Below are 16189 nucleotides of genomic sequence, written 5' to 3' on the forward strand. Positions count from 1 at the left end.
GCGCGGCGCGATTGCTTCCCGGCTTGCTCTCGCCGCAAGCACAGGGCTAACGTCGCGCACTTTCAATCGCCTGGACTGAATTGATGACACGTATCGCCGTCGGCGGCTTCCTGCACGAGACCAATACCTTCGCTCCGACGAAGGCGACATTTGCGGACTTCCAGCATGGCGGCGGCTGGCCGGCGATGACGCAAGGTGTCGACGTGCTGAAGGTGATGCGACGCATCAATGTCGGCCTCGCCGGCTTCGTCGACAGCGCTGAAGCCAACGGCTGGGAACTCGTTCCGACCATTGCCTGCGGCGCAAGTCCCTCGGCGCACGTCACCAAGGACGCCTTCGAGCGCATCGTGAAGGTGATGGTGGAGGGCATCAAAGCCGCCGGCCCGATCGATGCGGTCTATCTCGATTTGCACGGCGCGATGGTGACCGAACATCTCGACGACGGCGAAGGCGAGATTCTGGCGCGCGTGCGCCGCGTCATCGGCAAGGACGTTCCGCTGGTCGCGAGCCTCGACCTGCACGCCAACGTCACGCCCGAGATGATGGAACATGCGGACGCGCTGATCGCCTACCGCACTTATCCACATGTCGACATGGCCGAGACCGGCCGCGCCTCAGCGCGCCACCTCGCTTTGCTGCTGAAGACCAAGCAGCGCTTCGCAAAGTCGTTCCGCCAATTGCCTTTCCTGATCGCGATCAGCTGGCAATGCACCAACGACTATCCCACCAAAGGCATCTACGAAAGGCTCGCCGCTCTCGAAAGCGATGGGGTTCCGACTTTGTCCTTCGCGCCCGGCTTCCCCGCCGCCGATTTCCGCGACTGCGGCCCGAGCGTGTTCGCCTATGGCAAGACGCAAGCCGACGCCGACCGCGCGGCCGACGCAATCGTCAAGCTGATCGAAAGCCATGAGGACGATTTCGACGGCAAGATCTGGACGCCCGACGACGGCGTGCGCCATGCCATGGAACTCTCGAAGAACGCCAGCAAGCCGATCATCATCGCCGACACCCAGGACAATCCCGGTGCCGGCGGCGATTCCGACACGACAGGGATGCTGCGCGCGCTGGTGCGCAACAAGGCGAGCGCTGCGACCGGCGCGATCTACGATCCGGAATCGGCCAAGGCCGCGCATGCGGCCGGCATCGGCGCCACCGTGACGCTGTCGCTCGGCGGCAAGTCCGGCGTTCCCGGCGACGAGCCCTATCGCGAGACCTTTGTGGTCGAAAAACTCTCCGACGGCCGCTTCATCGCGTCCGGCCCCTATTACGGCGGCCGCGAGATGGAGATGGGCCCCTCCGCCTGCCTGCGCATCGGCGACGTCCGAATCGTCGTCTCCTCGCACAAGGCGCAGCTCGCCGACCAGGCGATGTACCGCTATGTCGGCATCGAGCCGACCACTGAGAAAATTCTGGTCAACAAGAGCTCCGTGCATTTCCGCGCCGATTTCGAGCCGATCGCGGAAAAGCTGATGATCTGCGCCGCGCCCGGCGCGATGCCGGCCGACACTGCCACACTGCCCTGGACGCGCCTGCGCCCGGGCATCCGCATCAAGCCGAACGGCCCCGCCTTCACTCCCTCCTCACGCTAACCGGACAGGATACATGCCCACGATCGAACGCATCGACGGCTTTGCCGACGAACTCACCGCCATCCGCCGCGACCTCCACGCCCATCCCGAGATCGGCTTCGAGGAAGTGCGCACCTCCGGCATCGTCGCCGACAAGCTGAAGAGCTGGGGCATCGAGGTGCATCGCGGGCTCGGCGGCACCGGCGTGATCGGCGTCATCAAGGGCAAGGGTTCGAGCGGCAAGCGCATCGGCCTTCGCGCCGACATGGACGCGCTGCCGATGGAAGAGAACACCAATCTGAAATGGAGCTCGAAGATTCCGGGCCGCTTCCACGGCTGCGGCCATGACGGCCACACCACCATGCTGCTCGGCACCGCGCGCTACCTCGCCGAGACCAGGAATTTCGATGGCACCGTGCATTTGATCTTCCAGCCGGCCGAGGAAGGCCTCGGCGGCGCGCGCGCGATGATCAAGGATGGCCTGTTCGAGAAGTTTCCCTGCGACGAGCTTTATGGTCTTCACAACGCCCCCGACCTCAATCACGGCGAGATCGCGATCCTGCCCGGCCCGGCGATGGCCAGCGCCGACTTCTTCGACCTCCGCATCACCGGCTACGGCGCGCATGGCGCGATGCCCGAACGCTCCAAGGACGCGGTGATCATCGCGACCACGCTGGCGCAGGCGATCCAGACCATCGTCAGCCGCAACGTCGAGCCGCTGCAGGCCGCCGTCATCTCGATCACCCAGATCCACGCCGGTTCCGCCTACAACGTCATTCCCGGCGACGCGCATCTGTGCGGCACTATCCGCACCTTCTCGAAAGAAGTCCGCACCCTGATCGCCGAACGCATCCGCACCATCTGCGCCGGCATCGCGAGCGCCTATCAGTGCGTGATCGACGTCGACATCCGCGACACCTTCGACGTGCTGGTGAACCAGGTCGAGCAGTCCAAGGTGGTCGAGGAGGTCGCGCGCACCGTCGTCAACCCTGCCAACGTGATTACGCGCGCCCAGCCGAAGATGGGCAGCGAGGATTTCGCCGACATGCTGCAAACCATTCCCGGCGCCTATTTCTGGGTCGGCCACGACGGCTCGGTGCCCGTGCACAATCCGGGCTTCGTGCTCGACGACAAGATCCTGCCGATCGGCGCCAGCATGTTCGCCCGCATCATCGAAACCCGCATGCCGGTGGGCTAGCGATGCAGAAAAAGAGCGTCGAAGAGGCGGTCACCTCGCTACACGATCTCTCCGCGGTCGATCTGATCGCGGGCTATCGGGCAAAACAGTTCTCGCCGAGCGAGGTGCTGGAGGATTTGCTCGCGCATGTCGCTGCGTGGGAACCGCATCTGAAGGCGCTCTATGCATTCGATCCCGACAGCGCGCGCGAGGCCGCCAAGGCCTCGACCGCGCGCTGGTCCGGGGGCGAACCCTCTGGCGCGCTCGACGGCGTGCCCGTCACGGTGAAGGACAACATCGCGACCAAGGGCGTGCCGGTGCCGCTCGGCGCGGCGAGCGTGAAGCTCGTGCCCGCCGAGAAGGACGCCCCGCCCGCTGCGCGTTTGCGCGAGGCCGGTGCGATCATCTTCGCAAAAACCACCATGCCTGATTACGGCATGCTGTCCTCGGGTCTCTCCAGCTTCCACGCGCTCGCGCGCAATCCCTGGGATCTCTCCAAGAATCCCGGCGGCTCCAGCGCGGGCGCTGGCGCTGCGGCCGCGGCCGGCTATGGGCCGCTGCATCTCGGCACCGATATCGGCGGCTCGGTGCGCCTGCCCGCCGGCTGGTGCGGTCTCGTCGGCCTGAAGCCGAGCTTTGGCCGCGTGCCGATCGATCCCGTCTATGTCGGCCGCGTCGCAGGTCCCATGACCCGCACGGTCGACGATTGCGCGCTGATGATGAGCGTGATCGCAAAGCCCGACCGGCGCGACGGCATGAGCCTGCCCGCCGAACCGCTCAACTGGAAGGGGCTGGAAAAGTCGCCGCGTAAACTCCGCATCGGCCTGATGCTCGATGCGGGCGTCGGCCTGCCCGCGGAAAGGCCCGTCCGTGACGTCGCAGTGAAAGCCGCAAAGGCGTTCGAATCCGCGGGTAGCGTCGTCATCGAAGTCGACGGCATTTTGACGCGCGACATGCTCGATGGCCTTGATAATTTCTGGCGCGCGCGGATGTGGGACGATCTGTCGAAGCTGAATCCGGCCGAGCAGGAAAAGGTGCTGCCTTATATCTTTAGATGGGGCGAGTCCGGCGCAAAACTGTCGGGCGTCGACGTGATCCGCGGCTTCAACCAGACCATGGCGATCCGCAACGCTGCGGCAAAGCTGTTCTGTGAGCTCGACTATGTGATCTCGCCGACCGCGCCGAACGTAAACTATCCGGCAGAGTGGGCCTCGCCCACGAACGATCCGATGAGACCGTTCGAGCACATCTGCTATACCGTGCCGTGGAATATGTCGGAGAACCCCGCCGTCTCTCTCAATGGCGGCTTCGACGATAAGGGCTTTCCCATCGGCGTGCAGATCGTCGGCCGCCGCTTCGACGATATCGGCGTGCTCGGCATGGCCAAGGCGTTCGAGGGCCTGCGCGGACCGCAGAAGCCCTGGCCGAAGCCGCCGGCGAAGTAGCTGCGCTCCGTCATGGCCGCATGCCCAGTCCGCGCAAGACGGACGGCGCCGACCATGCATCTCGTCTCATCGAGACAGAATTCAAGACAGGGAAGGAAACCACCATGGCGTATGAGACGATCACATACGAGGTCGCCGAGCAGATCCTCACCATCACGCTGAACCGGCCCGACAAGCTCAACGCCTTCAACGCGCAGATGCAAGGAGAGCTGATCGACGCGTTCGATGCCGCCGACAAGGACGACAACGTCCGCGCCATCATCGTGACAGGTGCCGGCCGCGGTTTTTGCGCAGGCGCCGATCTTTCCTCGGGGGCTGACACATTCGATCGCGACGCGCGGCGCGGGCCGGTGAAGCGCTTTGCCGATGGCAAGGTCGACTACAGCGATCCGCAGGTGCGCGACGGCGGTGGCCAGGTGACCTTGCGCATCTTCAAATGCCTGAAGCCCGTGATCGCCGCGGTGAACGGCCCTGCCGTCGGCATCGGTGTCACCATGCAGCTCGCGATGGACATCCGCATTGCCTCGGAGGCCGCCCGCTTCGGCTTCGTGTTCTCCCAGCGCGGCATCGTGCCGGAGGCAGCCTCGAGCTGGTTCCTGCCGCGCATCGTCGGCATCTCGCAGGCGCTGGAATGGTGCTATTCCGGCCGCGTGTTCCCGGCGCAGGAAGCGCTCGCAGGGCGTCTCGTCAGCAAGGTCGTCGCGCCGGATGATCTGCTGCCGACCGCGCGCGCGCTCGCGAAAGAATTCGCGACGAAGACCGCACCGGTGTCGGTGGCACTGATCCGCCAGATGATGTGGCGCATGATGGGCGCCGATGATCCCATGGAAGCCCACAAGGTCGACAGCCGCGGCATCTACACGCGCGGTCGCTCGGAGGACGTGAAGGAAGGCGTGGTGTCGTTCCTGGAGAAGCGGCCGGCGGAGTTCAAGAACAAGGTATCCAGTGATATGCCGGATTATTTCCCGTGGTGGTCGGAGCGGGAGTACAAGTGAGGCTCTCGTAGGGTGGGCAAAGGCGCTCTTGCGCCGTGCCCACCACCTATTAGCGACCAAATCCAGAATGGTGGGCACGCTTCGCTTTGCCCACCCTACGGCACCGTCACTCCATCACGAGCGCCACGCGGCCGATCGCCTTGCGGTCGAGCAACAATCGCATCGCCTTCGCATAGTCTTCCAGCGGCAATCGGTGCGAAATGTTGGGACGCAGCTTGCCCTCCTCCGCCCATTGCAGCAGCGCCTTCAGGCGCACCTCACCGAGCGCGGGATTTTTCCGCACGGCTTCCCCCGCGCGCACGCCCAGCACGCTGGCGCCCTTGATCAGCAGAAGGTTTGTCTTCGCCGAGCCGATGCCGCCCGTAAAACCGATCACCAGTAGCCGCGCGCCCCAGGCGATGCAGCGCATCGAGTTCTCGAACACCTCGCCTCCAACAGGATCGAACACCACGTCGGCGCCGCGGCCGTCGGTGATGCGCTTGACGGCATCGCGAAACGGCTCGCGGTCGTAGCGGATGAGATGATCGGCGCCGCGTGATTTCGCGATCGCAAGCTTTTCGTCGCTGGAGGCGGTCGCGATCACGGTCGCGCCGAGCATCTTGCCGATCTCGACAGCGGCAAGCCCAACGCCACCGCCGGCGCCGTGCACCAGCAGCACCTCGCCCGGCTCGACCCGGCCGCGATCGATCAGCGCGTGATAGGCGGTGCCGTGGCCGGCGAGATAGGTTGCGGCTTCCGCGTAGTCGAAGGTCGAGGGCATGGGCGTGAGCTGCGATGGCGTCACCACGGCTTCGTCCGTGAATGCGCCGTGGCGCATCTTGACGATGACCTTGTCGCCGACAGCGACTCCCCTCGCCTCGCCGACCTCGGTGACATCACCAGCGGCTTCCATACCCGGCGTGAACGGCAGCTCAGGCTTGAGCTGATACTCACCCGCTGCCATCAGCACATCAGGAAAGTTCAACCCGGCCGCGCGGATCGCGACGCGCACCTCGCCCGGTTTGAGGGGGCGCGACGGAAACTCCTCCAGCCGCAGCGTTTCGGGTGCGCCGAGTTCGCGGCAGACGACAGCGCGCACCATCAGGCCGCGCTCGCCTTGCTGCGCTTGAGCGCCTCGCGGATCAGCGGCAGGCGGTCATTGCCGAAGTACATGTCGGTCTTGTTGACGAAGATCGTCGGCGAACCAAAGCCGCCGCGCGCGACGACCTCTTCGGTGTTGGCCTTGAGCTGATCCTTGATCCCCTGCTCTGCGATGCCGGCGAAGAATTTCTGCTCGTCAACGCCGACCTTCTTGCAAATCTCGGCCAGCACCGCGTCCTGCGAGATGTCCTTGTCGCCGCCCCAATAGGCCTCGAACACCGCGGTCGCGAACGGCACCATGTCTTTGCCCAACCAGATGCAGCCGCGCATGGCCTTGACACTGTTCACCGGAAACACCGTCGGCGGCATCTTGATCGAGAGCCCTGCCGAGCGCGCCCAGTCGGCGAGGTCCTTCTTCATGTAGCGCGCTTTGAGCGGCACCGGTGTCTCGCGCTGGGCGTAGACGCTCGGATTGACCGTATTGAAGATGCCGCCGACCAGGATCGGCCGCCAGCTGATCTCGGCGCCGAGCTCTTTTGCGAGCGGCTGGATGTTGTGGAAGGCGAGATAGGTCCAGGGGCTGGAGCAGTCGAAGAAGAATTCGATCATGGCGTTTCCTTGTATCTTGTTTATCTCGCTCTCACCTCCGTCATTGCGACCGCAGCGAAGCAATCCAGAATCTTTCCGCGGACACACTTCTGGATTACTTCGTCGCATCAATGCAAAATTGCTACGCAATTTTGTCACGAGCTCCTCGCAATGACGGGGAGAGAGCGGTGCCTACGTCTTTCCCAACACTTCCTTGGCCCTCTGGCCGAACATGATCTTGCGTGATTCTTCGTCGAACGGCTCTTTCACGAACTTTCCGATCGCAAGCCCCGCCTGCACCTGCGGCCTCGCCCGCACCTCGGCGTACCAGCGTTTTACGTTCGGATAGTCGTCGAGGGTAAAGCCCTGCGCCTTGTGGGTCATGGTCCAGGGGAAGCAGGCGATGTCGGCGATGGAATAGTCGCCGGCGACATAGGCGCCGGTCTTTGCGAGCTGGCGGTCGAGCACGCCATAGAGCCGCGCGGCCTCGTCGCGGTAGCGCTCGATCGCATAGGGAATCTTTTCCGCCGCATAGAGCGAGAAATGGCCGTGCTGGCCGAGCATGGGACCAAGGCCTCCCATCTGCCACATCACCCATTGGATGGTGGTGGAGCGGCCGCGCAGATCCGCCGGCAGGAAGCGGCCGGTCTTCTCCGCGAGATAGATCAGGATCGCGCCTGTCTCGAAGGCCGAGAACGGTTCGCCGCCATCGGCGGGATCGTGATCGACGATCGCGGGAATGCGGTTGTTCGGGGAGATCGCCAGAAACTCAGGCGCAAACTGCTCGCCGGAACGGATATTGACGGGCTTCACCGTGTAGGGCAGCCCAAGCTCCTCCAGCATGATCGAGATTTTCCAGCCGTTCGGCGTCGGCGCATAATGGAGATCGATCATGACCTTTCCTTGGGCCTTCCCTGCCATCGCCGTCGGAATAGTGGGCGACTTTTGTTGTTCTGTACCTCGACGTTAAGACATGGCACACAGTGGCGCAATCACAACCCGCCGGAGGGACCCATGCTGTTTCCAACCACAATCGCCGGCTCCTTGCCGAAGCCGGAATGGCTTGCCGAGCCCAACATGCTCTGGGCGCCCTGGAAGTCTGGAGGCGACGAGCTTGTCCGCGCCAAGCGCGATGCGACCATGCTTGCCGTAAAAGTCCAGGAGGACGCCGGCATCGACATCGTCACCGAGGGTGAGCAGGCCCGCCAGCATTTCGTGCACGGCTTTCTCGAGAAGATCGACGGCATCGATTTCGCCCACAAGGTCGAGATGGGCATCCGCAAGGACCGCTACAAGGCGATGGTGCCGCAGGTGGTCGCGCCGCTCCGGCTTAGGGGACGCGTCCATGCCGACGAGGCGCGCGTCGCGCGCACGCACACCAGGAAGAAGCTGAAGTTCACCCTGCCCGGCCCGATGACCATCATCGACACCATCTCCGACAGTTACTATGGCGACCGCGTCAAGATGGCCTTTGCCTTCGCCGAGCTGCTGAACGAGGAAGCCAAGGCGTTGCAGGCCGACGGCGTCGATCTCGTGCAGTTCGACGAGCCAGCCTTCAACGTCTACATGGACGAGGTCAACGACTGGGGCATCAAGGCGCTGGAACGCGCCGCGCAAGGGCTGACCTGCGCCACTGCCGTGCACATCTGCTACGGCTACGGCATCAAGGCCAACACCGACTGGAAGGAGACGCTCGGCGCGCAATGGCGCCAGTACGAGCAGATTTTCCCGGCGATCGACGCCAGCCCGATCCAGCAGGTCGCGATCGAGTGCCGCAATTCGAAAGTGCCGCTCGATCTGCTCGCGCTGCTCAAGAACAAGATCGTGCAGGCCGGCGTCATCGACGTTGCCAGTGACGAGGTCGAGACCGCGGAAGACGTCGTCAAGGTGATCGACGCGGTGTCGAAGTTCGTGCCCAAGAGCAACATCATCGCCACCACCAATTGCGGCATGGCGCCGATGCGACGCGAGATCGCCGAAGCCAAGCTGATGGCGCTCGGCGCCGGCGCCGCGCTGGCGCGGGAGAAGCTGGGATAAGGGTGGTGGTCCGGACGATCCTCGTCGTCGCGACGCTCGCGGCGATCAGCTTGCCTGCGCACGCGGAGGATCGCTCCGTGCTTCTCAGTTGCAAGGCGATGGTCGAGCGCGCGGAAAAAGATGCCCGCAGCGCAAGCGAGGCCGAGCTGACTCGCTGCCGCCAGATCATCCGCGAATGGGCCCTGCGCGATGCACGAACGACCGTGGACGAACAGGGGCGGCCGTTGCGTTAGGACAACGCAGTCGGATGGAGCGTCGGCTGATAGCCGGCGTTGAGCGTGCGCAGCGTCGACGGCGGCGTCAGCAGCGCTGGTTCGCCAAGCTGACGCTCGACCGCGCTATAGCCCAACGGCGACCACAGCAGCGCCCTGCCCTCCGTAACCAGAAAGCTCTCCTCGCCCTGCTGCACCATGGCGCCGGCGGGAAGCTGGTCGAGCGGCACCAGCAGCGCGTGCAGCCGCTTCTTGCCGTGATCGAGCCGCTCGTGGTGCAGCACCGTGTCGATGTCGTGCATGCGGACGTCATGCACGCGGTTGCCCTTCTCCCATGCGGCCCGGAACCGATTGGCGTCGTCCTTGCGGCAGTAGAAGCAGGGACGATGTCCGGCGGCGAGCGCGGTGGCCTCATCCAGGAAGAACAGCTCGGTCCAGCTTCGCTGCGCCATCACCTCGCGGCGGCGACCGCGGAATTCACAGGTGCAGGTGAGCCAGGCCGGCGACGACCAGCGCTTCCTGAGCAGCGTCTTGGTCGCGGGATCGTGGATGATGCCGCGGTTGCCGGTGAACATGCCCCGGTGTGGTGTGGCGATGATGTCGCCGGTGGGCGTGACGCGGTTTTGCAGGGGCATGGTGTAGGTCCACTCCCTCGCCCCGTTCTTACGGGGAGAGGGTTGGGGTGAGGGGCTGCATCCGCAGATATGGTGAGAATCGGACTCGCGGAGAGTCCCCCCCTCACCCGGATTGCATCTTCGATGCGATCCGGCCTCTTCCCGCGCGCGGGGAGAGGCGAAGAAACTACGCCGCGCCGTCGCGCAGCGGCGGGTGGTAGGACAGTGCGGTGTCCCAGGGGAAGAAGATCCAGGTGTCCTGCGACACCTCGGTGATGAAGGTGTCTACCAGCGGACGGCCCATCGGCTTGGCGTAGACGGTGGCGAAATGCGCATCGGGCAGCATCTTGCGGACCAGCTTGCCGGTCTTGCCGGTGTCGACGAGATCGTCGACGATCAAAAGGCCCTTGCCGGTGCCGCCGCCGAGCTTCATCGCCGCGTCGGAAATCCCCTTGAGGACCTGGAGTTCGCCTTGCTTGTCGTGGTCGTAGCTGGCGATGCAGACCGTATCGATCACGCGCACCCCTAGCTCACGCGCCACAATCGCAGCCGGCACCAGGCCGCCGCGGGTGATCGCGATCACCGCGTGGAACGGGCCGACCTCGTTGAGCCGCCAGGTCAGCGCCCGGCAATCGCGGTGGAACTGATCCCAAGAAACCGGGAAGGCTTTGCCAGCGCGCTCCTGCGCACTCAATTCCGGGGCTTCACCAGCCATTGTCGTCTCCTGCTTCGTCTACCGGTGCTAGCGAGTGATGTTCAATCCCGCCAGCATGTCCTTCACCGCGGCCATCGCGGCTGCGAGCTTGTCCGCATCGCGCGAGCGCACCACCAGATTGGTGTTGGGCTTTTGCTCCTCGTCCATGAAGGGATAGCTGCCGATGATGGTGTCGGGGTGGTCGGCGGCGATCGCCCGCAGCGGGCCGCCGATATCACCTTCCCGCGCATTGGCGCGGACCGATTCGGACAGCATGCGCACGCCGGATTTCAGCTTGGGCGAGACGATGTCCATCATCGCCTGCATGATCGAGGGCACGCCGGCCATGACGATGACATTGCCGATCTTGAAGCCCGGCGCGAGGATGGTCGCGCTCTGGATCAGCTCGGCGCCGTCGGGGATACGGGCCATGCGCAGGCGGGCCTCGTTGAGGTCCTGCTCGCTCCAGCGCTCGCGGAAGCGGGCGACCACCTCCGGGTGATGGTCGATACCGACGCCGAACGCCTTGGCGACGCTGTCGGCCGTGATGTCGTCATGGGTCGGCCCGATCCCGCCGGTGGTGAAGACGTAGGTGTAGCGATGCCGCAGTGCATCCAACGCCGCGATGATGTCGGGCTCATCGTCGGAGACGACCCGGACTTCCTTCAGATCGATGCCGATATTGGTGAGGTATTCGGCGATGAAGCCAATATTCTTGTCCTTGGTCCGGCCAGACAGGATTTCATCCCCGATGACCAGAATGCCCGCCGTGACGATCTCGCTCATGCCTTAAGTCCCTCACCTCTGGTCCCGACTTTGCCGAGGTAACGCGTTGAAGTCACGCGGTTTTGCTGCCGAAATAAGCAGACCTCAGCCATTTTTTCAGGCAAGCCACCAGCCATCCCCGGTAAATCCTGCCAGTCCATGCTTATCGCGCTGGCCCGCCCCTTGCTACCACATGAAAGTCATGCACTCTTGCCGCATGGCCAGGACGTTGCGGTCTTCACCAAGGCCGGACGACCTGTCGAATGGCGCAACGCCTTGCGGAGACAAGTCGGGTTCTATGGCAGTCGCGTTTGATGAAATGAATATTCCTGGTGGGGACCTTCGCCCCGCCTATCAGGAGCTGGCGCGCTGGCTCAAGGAGACGCCTCCCGAGGCGCTCGAATATCGCCGCCAGGAAGCCGAGCTCCTGTTCCGCCGGATCGGCATCACCTTCGCCGTCTATGGCGAGTCCGAATCCACCGAGCGCCTGATCCCGTTCGACGTGATCCCGCGGATCATGTCCGGCAAGGAATGGACGCTGCTGGAGAAGGGCCTGAAGCAGCGCGTTAAGGCGCTGAACATGTTCCTGCGCGACATCTATCACGGCCGCGATGTCCTCCGCGCCGGGATCGTGCCCGACGATCTGATCTTCCAGAACCCGGTGTTCCGGCCCGAGATGAACGGCCAGCAGGTGCCGCACGACGTCTACGTGCACATCGCCGGCATCGACATCATCAGGGTCGATGCCGAGGACTTCATCGTGCTGGAGGACAATGCGCGCACGCCCTCGGGCGTGTCCTACATGCTGGAAAACCGCGAGATCATGATGCGGCTGTTTCCGGATCTGTTCGCCCGCCACAGGGTGGCGCCGGTCGAGCGCTATCCGGACGAACTGCTCTCCGCGCTGCGCTCGGTCGCGCCGCAAAGCGCCTCGGGCGAGCCGACGGTCGCGTTGCTCACGCCGGGCGTCTACAACTCCGCCTATTACGAGCACTCTTTCCTTGCCGACAAGCTCGGCATCGAGCTGGTCGAGGGCCGCGACCTCATCGTCAAGAACAACGAAGTGTTCATGCGGACGACCGAGGGCGTGAAACGGGTCGACGTGATCTACCGCCGGGTCGACGACGACTTCCTCGATCCCCTCACCTTCCGGCCCGACTCCGCGCTCGGCGTGCCCGGGCTGATGTCGGCCTATGCCGCCGGCAACATCACGCTCGCCAACGCCGTCGGCACCGGCATCGCCGATGACAAGGCGATCTACTCCTACATGCCGGAGATCGTGAAATTCTACCTCGGCGAGGAGCCGATCCTGAAGAACGTTCAGACCTGGCGCTGCCGCGAGCCGAAGGATCTCGCTTATGTGCTCGACCATCTCGGCGATCTCGTCGTCAAGGAAGTCCACGGCTCCGGCGGCTACGGCATGCTGATCGGCCCCGCCGCGACCAAGGCCACGATCGAAGCGTTCCGCGAGAAGCTCAAGCGCGAGCCGGAAGGGTTCATTGCGCAGCCGACGCTGGCGCTCTCGACCTGCCCGACCTGCACGGCGTCCGGCCTCGCGCCGCGCCACGTGGACCTGCGGCCCTTCGTGCTCACCGGCAGCAAGACCACCACGATCGTGCCCGGCGGGCTCACACGCGTCGCGCTGAAGGAAGGCTCTCTGGTGGTGAATTCGAGCCAGGGCGGCGGCACCAAAGACACCTGGATTTTGGACGAGTAGAGAGATGCTGTCGCGTACTGCCGAAAACCTCTACTGGCTCGCCCGCTACGTCGAACGGGCCGAGTATCTCGCGCGCACCATCGATGCGACGCTGCGCGTCACCGCGCTTCCCGCCGCCTATATCGGCAAGACCAATGAATGGGACTCGGCACTTCTCACCGCCGGCGTCGCCACCACCTTCTATCAGACCTATGAGGAAGCCAACGAGCGCAACGTCGTCGACTACCTCTCGTTCTCGGCCGACAACCCGTCTTCGATCCGGAACTGCATCGAAGCGGCGCGGCTGAACTCTCGTTCGGTGCGCACCGCGCTCACCAGCGAGATGTGGGACACCATCAACTCGGCCTGGATCGAATTGCAGGAGGTCTGGAGCAAGGGCACCTCGACCCGCGAGGATCTCGCAAAATTCCTGCGCTTCGTGCAGGAGACCTCGCTGCGCTTCGACGGTTCGGCGTACCGGACCATGCTGCGCAACGACGCCTACTGGTTCTCGCGACTCGGCCTGCACCTGGAGCGCGCCGACAACACTGCACGCATCCTCGATGTGAAGTACCACGTGCTGCTGCCCGAGGAAGAGCATGTCGGCGGCCCGCTCGACTTCTATCAGTGGAGCTCGATCCTGCGCTCGGTGTCGGCGCTGACGGCCTATCATTGGGTCTATCGCGAGACACTGAAACCGTGGCTGGTCGCGGATCTGCTCATCCTCAACGGCACGTTGCCGCGCTCGCTTGCGAGCTGCTACGACAATCTCACGCGCAACCTCGACCAGATCGGCGTCGCCTATGGCCGCCAGGGCCCCGCCCAGCGTCACGCCCGCGGCATCCGCAACCGGCTGGAACACAGCAATATGAACGACATTTTCCAGCATGGCGTGCATGAATTCATTCAGGAATTCATCTCGGACAATTCCAGGCTGGGCGAAATCATCACGAAGCAGTATTTGATTTGACCTCCGTCATTCCGGGATGGTCCGAAGGACCAGACCCGGAATCTCGAGATTCCGGGTTCGGTGCTGCGCACCGCCCCGGAATGACGGCATAAGAACTGTGGTCCACCATGCGCCTGCGAATCCAGCACATCACGACCTATCGCTACGAGCCGGCGGCCACGAGCGTGATCCAGATCCTGCGCATGACGCCGTGCAGCCATGACGGGCAATATGTGGCGGAGTGGCAGATCGATGTCTCGACCGACACCAGGCTCGACACCCACGAGGACGCGTTCGGCAACGTCACCCATGTGCTGTCCTGCGGGCCGGTCAGCGACATCAAGATCACCGCCGAGGGCCTGATCGAGACCCACGACACTGGCGGCGTGCTGCGCGGCGCCGACGAGCGCTTTCCGGCCGACATGTTTTTGCGCTCCACCGACCTCACCTCCGTCAATCCCGCAATGATGGCCGTCGCGCGACAGCTGCGCAGCGAGGCCGAGAGCGACAAGCTCGGCTTCCTCCATACGCTGATGTCGCAAATCAGCGATCACATGACCTTCGACGAGGACCCGACCAACAGCGGCACGTCGGCGGCCGAAGCGTTCACGCTCAAGCGCGGCGTGTGCCAGGACTACGCGCACATCTTCATCGCCTGCGCCCGCAGCGGCGGCGTGCCGGCGCGCTTCGTCTCCGGCCATTTCCTGCGCTCGGACGGCACCGTGCACCAGGACGCCGGCCATGCCTGGGCGGAAGCCTATGTCGACGGTCTCGGCTGGGTCGGCTTCGATCCCGCCAACAGCATCTGCGCCACCGACGCCCATGTCCGCGTCGCGATCGGGCTCGATTATCTCGGCGCAGCCCCGGTGCGCGGCACCCGTTATGGCGGCGGCGCCGAGACGCTGTCAGTGGCGGTCAAGGTCGAGCATGCCGGCCGCGGCGGGCAGTCGCAATCGCAGTCCCAGCGGCAAAGCTAGGCGCGGCGATCTCTCGCCACGAAGCAGGCGGGACATCATCGGGCGGGTAGTTACAGCCGTAACCCGCGACCGCCGCCCTGAAACCACCCCGTAGCGCCGTCTGTCCAACCTCCGTTGCGATCCGTTTCCTGCAACAGAGGTCAAGACAGATGCAGCTTCAAGAAAAGATCAGCAAGCGTTCCCTGCCACTGCGTGATCCCCGCGAGGACATCCTTGCGGGCATCCAGGAATTGGCTCCCGAAATCAAGGTCCGCGCCGCCGAGATCGAAGCTGCGCGCCGCGTTCCGCCCGATATCGTGGAACGGCTGCGATACCTCGGACTCTTTCGGATGTTCGTCCCGCGGAGCCAGGGCGGGCTCGAGTTCGATTTTCCGGCCGGACTGGAGATCATCAAGGCTCTGACCCGCCTTGACGGCTCGATCGGCTGGATCTCGATCGTGGGCGGGGTCGGCAGCCTTTTCGCCGCCGCGGCAAGCCCTGACGTGTACCAGCGAGTCTATCAGGATGGACCGGACGTGGCGATCTGCGGCTCATCGCAGCCGGGCGGAACGGCAGAGCGTGTGGCCGACGGCTATCGCATCAAGGGGCGCTGGCCGTTCGCCAGCTCCTGCACCCACGCCGACTGGATCGGCGGGTTCTGCATCGTCACCGAAAATGGCAAGCCGATCCCCGGCCCGCAGGGCAAGCCGCTGGTTCGCGTCGTTGTGCTGCCAGCGCGCGACTGGGACATCGAGGACACCTGGTACGCGGCGGGGCTGAAGGGTACCGGCAGCCATCACATCACGCTGCGGGAGAGGCTGGTTCCCGAGACTCATCTCTTCGATCTCGAAGCTCCTCCTCGCATGTCGGGTCCACTCTACCATGCATTGCGGCAATGGCTGCCATTGCTTCACGGCACATTCTCGGTGGGCATGGCCGAGGGCACCGTCGATGACCTGCTCGCGCTGGCCCACACCGGGAGGCAGCAATTGTACGCGGCCGTACCTATGCGAGACTCCGAGACCTTCCAATACGAGCTCGGACGGATTTCTGCCAACCTTAAGGCGGCGCAGGCCTTTCTCGAAGTCCAGATCGCCAGCCACTGGCGCCGTGCGCTGGCCGGCACACTGAGAGACGAAGATCTCATGATCGAGGGGGCGAGATCCGCGGTCTGGCTCGCCACGACCTGCGTCGGCATCGCGGATGCCTGCTTTGCGCTGGCCGGCAGCAGCGCAGTCTACGACAGCTCGCCGCTGCAGCGGCGCCTGCGCGACCTTCACGTCGGAGCCCAGCACGCTCACGCGCAGCAGCGGCTCTATGTCGATGTCGGCAAGCTGGCCTTGCGCCGCTCGGCCGACCAGGCCGGCTGACCGCGTGAGCCGTGCTACACTCGCGGGATCAGACCCGATCCCG

At 64.4% G+C, this 16189-nt stretch carries 16 protein-coding genes; 10 read left to right on the forward strand and 6 right to left on the reverse strand.

Annotation, left to right across the window (positions count from 1 at the left end; all coding sequences use genetic code 11):
* The first annotated feature begins 83 nt into the window (after window positions 1-83).
* From B5V03_RS06440 to B5V03_RS06455, 4 genes are all read left to right on the forward strand, one after another.
* The gene (locus tag B5V03_RS06440) at window positions 84-1589 is read left to right on the forward strand and encodes a M81 family metallopeptidase (protein WP_129268426.1); all 1506 of its coding nucleotides are present in this window, start codon (window positions 84-86) and stop codon (window positions 1587-1589) included.
* A gap of 13 nt (window positions 1590-1602) precedes the next feature.
* On the forward strand, window positions 1603-2766 hold the full coding sequence (locus tag B5V03_RS06445) for a M20 aminoacylase family protein (protein WP_129268427.1): 1164 nt from the start codon (window positions 1603-1605) through the stop codon (window positions 2764-2766).
* 2 nt (window positions 2767-2768) lie between these two features.
* Window positions 2769-4190, forward strand: coding sequence for an amidase (locus B5V03_RS06450; protein ID WP_129268428.1), 1422 nt, complete (start codon window positions 2769-2771; stop codon window positions 4188-4190).
* Between the two features lie 104 nt (window positions 4191-4294).
* Complete coding sequence (locus tag B5V03_RS06455) at window positions 4295-5185, forward strand: crotonase/enoyl-CoA hydratase family protein (RefSeq protein WP_129268429.1); 891 nt, start codon at window positions 4295-4297, stop codon at window positions 5183-5185.
* Between the two features lie 106 nt (window positions 5186-5291).
* Here B5V03_RS06455 and B5V03_RS06460 read toward each other — a convergent pair whose 3' ends face one another.
* The 3 genes from B5V03_RS06460 to B5V03_RS06470 all read right to left on the reverse strand — a co-directional run bounded on the left by B5V03_RS06460 (window position 5292) and on the right by B5V03_RS06470 (window position 7747).
* Window positions 5292-6266, reverse strand: a complete 975-nt coding sequence (locus B5V03_RS06460; protein ID WP_129268430.1) for an NADPH:quinone oxidoreductase family protein — start codon at window positions 6264-6266, stop codon at window positions 5292-5294.
* Window positions 6266-6874 carry a 2-hydroxychromene-2-carboxylate isomerase gene (locus tag B5V03_RS06465; protein WP_129268431.1) on the reverse strand — a complete coding sequence of 203 codons (609 nt, stop codon included), beginning with the start codon at window positions 6872-6874 and terminating at the stop codon, window positions 6266-6268. Before B5V03_RS06465 ends, B5V03_RS06460 begins: the two co-directional genes overlap by 1 nt.
* 171 nt (window positions 6875-7045) lie before the next feature.
* Window positions 7046-7747: a glutathione S-transferase N-terminal domain-containing protein gene (locus B5V03_RS06470; protein WP_129268432.1), complete on the reverse strand. Its 702-nt coding sequence runs from the start codon at window positions 7745-7747 to the stop codon at window positions 7046-7048.
* Window positions 7748-7867: 120 nt separating this feature from the next.
* Here B5V03_RS06470 and B5V03_RS06475 point away from each other — a divergent pair, with 120 nt between their 5' ends.
* Window positions 7868-8890, forward strand: a complete 1023-nt coding sequence (locus B5V03_RS06475) for a methionine synthase (RefSeq protein ID WP_129268433.1) — start codon at window positions 7868-7870, stop codon at window positions 8888-8890.
* 5 nt (window positions 8891-8895) lie between these two features.
* Window positions 8896-9123 (forward strand): hypothetical protein, encoded by a 228-nt coding sequence (locus B5V03_RS06480; protein WP_245502175.1) that lies wholly within the window; start codon window positions 8896-8898, stop codon window positions 9121-9123.
* Here B5V03_RS06480 and B5V03_RS06485 read toward each other — a convergent pair.
* From B5V03_RS06485 to B5V03_RS06495, 3 genes are all read right to left on the reverse strand, one after another.
* Window positions 9120-9737 (reverse strand): hypothetical protein, encoded by a 618-nt coding sequence (locus B5V03_RS06485; RefSeq protein ID WP_129268434.1) that lies wholly within the window; start codon window positions 9735-9737, stop codon window positions 9120-9122. The two genes, B5V03_RS06480 and B5V03_RS06485, sit on opposite strands and share 4 nt — an antisense overlap.
* Before the next feature lie 166 nt (window positions 9738-9903).
* Entirely contained in the window at window positions 9904-10431 is a 528-nt protein-coding gene (gene gpt, locus B5V03_RS06490; RefSeq protein ID WP_092028307.1) for a xanthine phosphoribosyltransferase, read from the reverse strand.
* Between the two features lie 27 nt (window positions 10432-10458).
* Window positions 10459-11196 (reverse strand): competence/damage-inducible protein A, encoded by a 738-nt coding sequence (locus tag B5V03_RS06495; protein WP_129268435.1) that lies wholly within the window; start codon window positions 11194-11196, stop codon window positions 10459-10461.
* A 277-nt stretch (window positions 11197-11473) separates the two neighbouring features.
* Between B5V03_RS06495 and B5V03_RS06500 the strand changes: the two genes are divergently transcribed.
* The 4 genes from B5V03_RS06500 to B5V03_RS06520 all read left to right on the forward strand — a co-directional run bounded on the left by B5V03_RS06500 (window position 11474) and on the right by B5V03_RS06520 (window position 16146).
* Window positions 11474-12892 carry a circularly permuted type 2 ATP-grasp protein gene (locus tag B5V03_RS06500; protein ID WP_129268436.1) on the forward strand — a complete coding sequence of 473 codons (1419 nt, stop codon included), beginning with the start codon at window positions 11474-11476 and terminating at the stop codon, window positions 12890-12892.
* A 4-nt stretch (window positions 12893-12896) separates the two neighbouring features.
* On the forward strand, window positions 12897-13841 hold the full coding sequence (locus B5V03_RS06505) for an alpha-E domain-containing protein (protein ID WP_129268437.1): 945 nt from the start codon (window positions 12897-12899) through the stop codon (window positions 13839-13841).
* Between the two features lie 107 nt (window positions 13842-13948).
* Entirely contained in the window at window positions 13949-14797 is an 849-nt protein-coding gene (locus B5V03_RS06515) for a transglutaminase family protein (RefSeq protein ID WP_129268439.1), read from the forward strand.
* Window positions 14798-14946: 149 nt separating this feature from the next.
* Window positions 14947-16146, forward strand: a complete 1200-nt coding sequence (locus B5V03_RS06520) for an acyl-CoA dehydrogenase family protein (RefSeq protein ID WP_129268440.1) — start codon at window positions 14947-14949, stop codon at window positions 16144-16146.
* Window positions 16147-16189: the final 43 nt, after the last annotated feature.

This window comes from Bradyrhizobium betae (genome assembly GCF_004123905.1).
In the GTDB taxonomy this organism is placed as follows: Bacteria; Pseudomonadota; Alphaproteobacteria; order Rhizobiales; family Xanthobacteraceae; genus Bradyrhizobium; species Bradyrhizobium betae_A.

Coding starts and splice junctions, on each gene's coding strand:
- B5V03_RS06465 (WP_129268431.1), bottom strand. CDS start 6,874: ATGATCGAATTCTTCTTCGACTGCTCCAGCCCCTGGACCTATCTCGCC.
- B5V03_RS06445 (WP_129268427.1), top strand. CDS start 1,603: ATGCCCACGATCGAACGCATCGACGGCTTTGCCGACGAACTCACCGCC.
- gpt (WP_092028307.1), bottom strand. CDS start 10,431: ATGGCTGGTGAAGCCCCGGAATTGAGTGCGCAGGAGCGCGCTGGCAAA.
- B5V03_RS06485 (WP_129268434.1), bottom strand. CDS start 9,737: ATGCCCCTGCAAAACCGCGTCACGCCCACCGGCGACATCATCGCCACA.
- B5V03_RS06515 (WP_129268439.1), top strand. CDS start 13,949: ATGCGCCTGCGAATCCAGCACATCACGACCTATCGCTACGAGCCGGCG.
- B5V03_RS06520 (WP_129268440.1), top strand. CDS start 14,947: ATGCAGCTTCAAGAAAAGATCAGCAAGCGTTCCCTGCCACTGCGTGAT.
- B5V03_RS06455 (WP_129268429.1), top strand. CDS start 4,295: ATGGCGTATGAGACGATCACATACGAGGTCGCCGAGCAGATCCTCACC.
- B5V03_RS06450 (WP_129268428.1), top strand. CDS start 2,769: ATGCAGAAAAAGAGCGTCGAAGAGGCGGTCACCTCGCTACACGATCTC.
- B5V03_RS06495 (WP_129268435.1), bottom strand. CDS start 11,196: ATGAGCGAGATCGTCACGGCGGGCATTCTGGTCATCGGGGATGAAATC.
- B5V03_RS06460 (WP_129268430.1), bottom strand. CDS start 6,266: ATGGTGCGCGCTGTCGTCTGCCGCGAACTCGGCGCACCCGAAACGCTG.
- B5V03_RS06440 (WP_129268426.1), top strand. CDS start 84: ATGACACGTATCGCCGTCGGCGGCTTCCTGCACGAGACCAATACCTTC.
- B5V03_RS06470 (WP_129268432.1), bottom strand. CDS start 7,747: ATGATCGATCTCCATTATGCGCCGACGCCGAACGGCTGGAAAATCTCG.
- B5V03_RS06475 (WP_129268433.1), top strand. CDS start 7,868: ATGCTGTTTCCAACCACAATCGCCGGCTCCTTGCCGAAGCCGGAATGG.
- B5V03_RS06500 (WP_129268436.1), top strand. CDS start 11,474: ATGGCAGTCGCGTTTGATGAAATGAATATTCCTGGTGGGGACCTTCGC.
- B5V03_RS06505 (WP_129268437.1), top strand. CDS start 12,897: ATGCTGTCGCGTACTGCCGAAAACCTCTACTGGCTCGCCCGCTACGTC.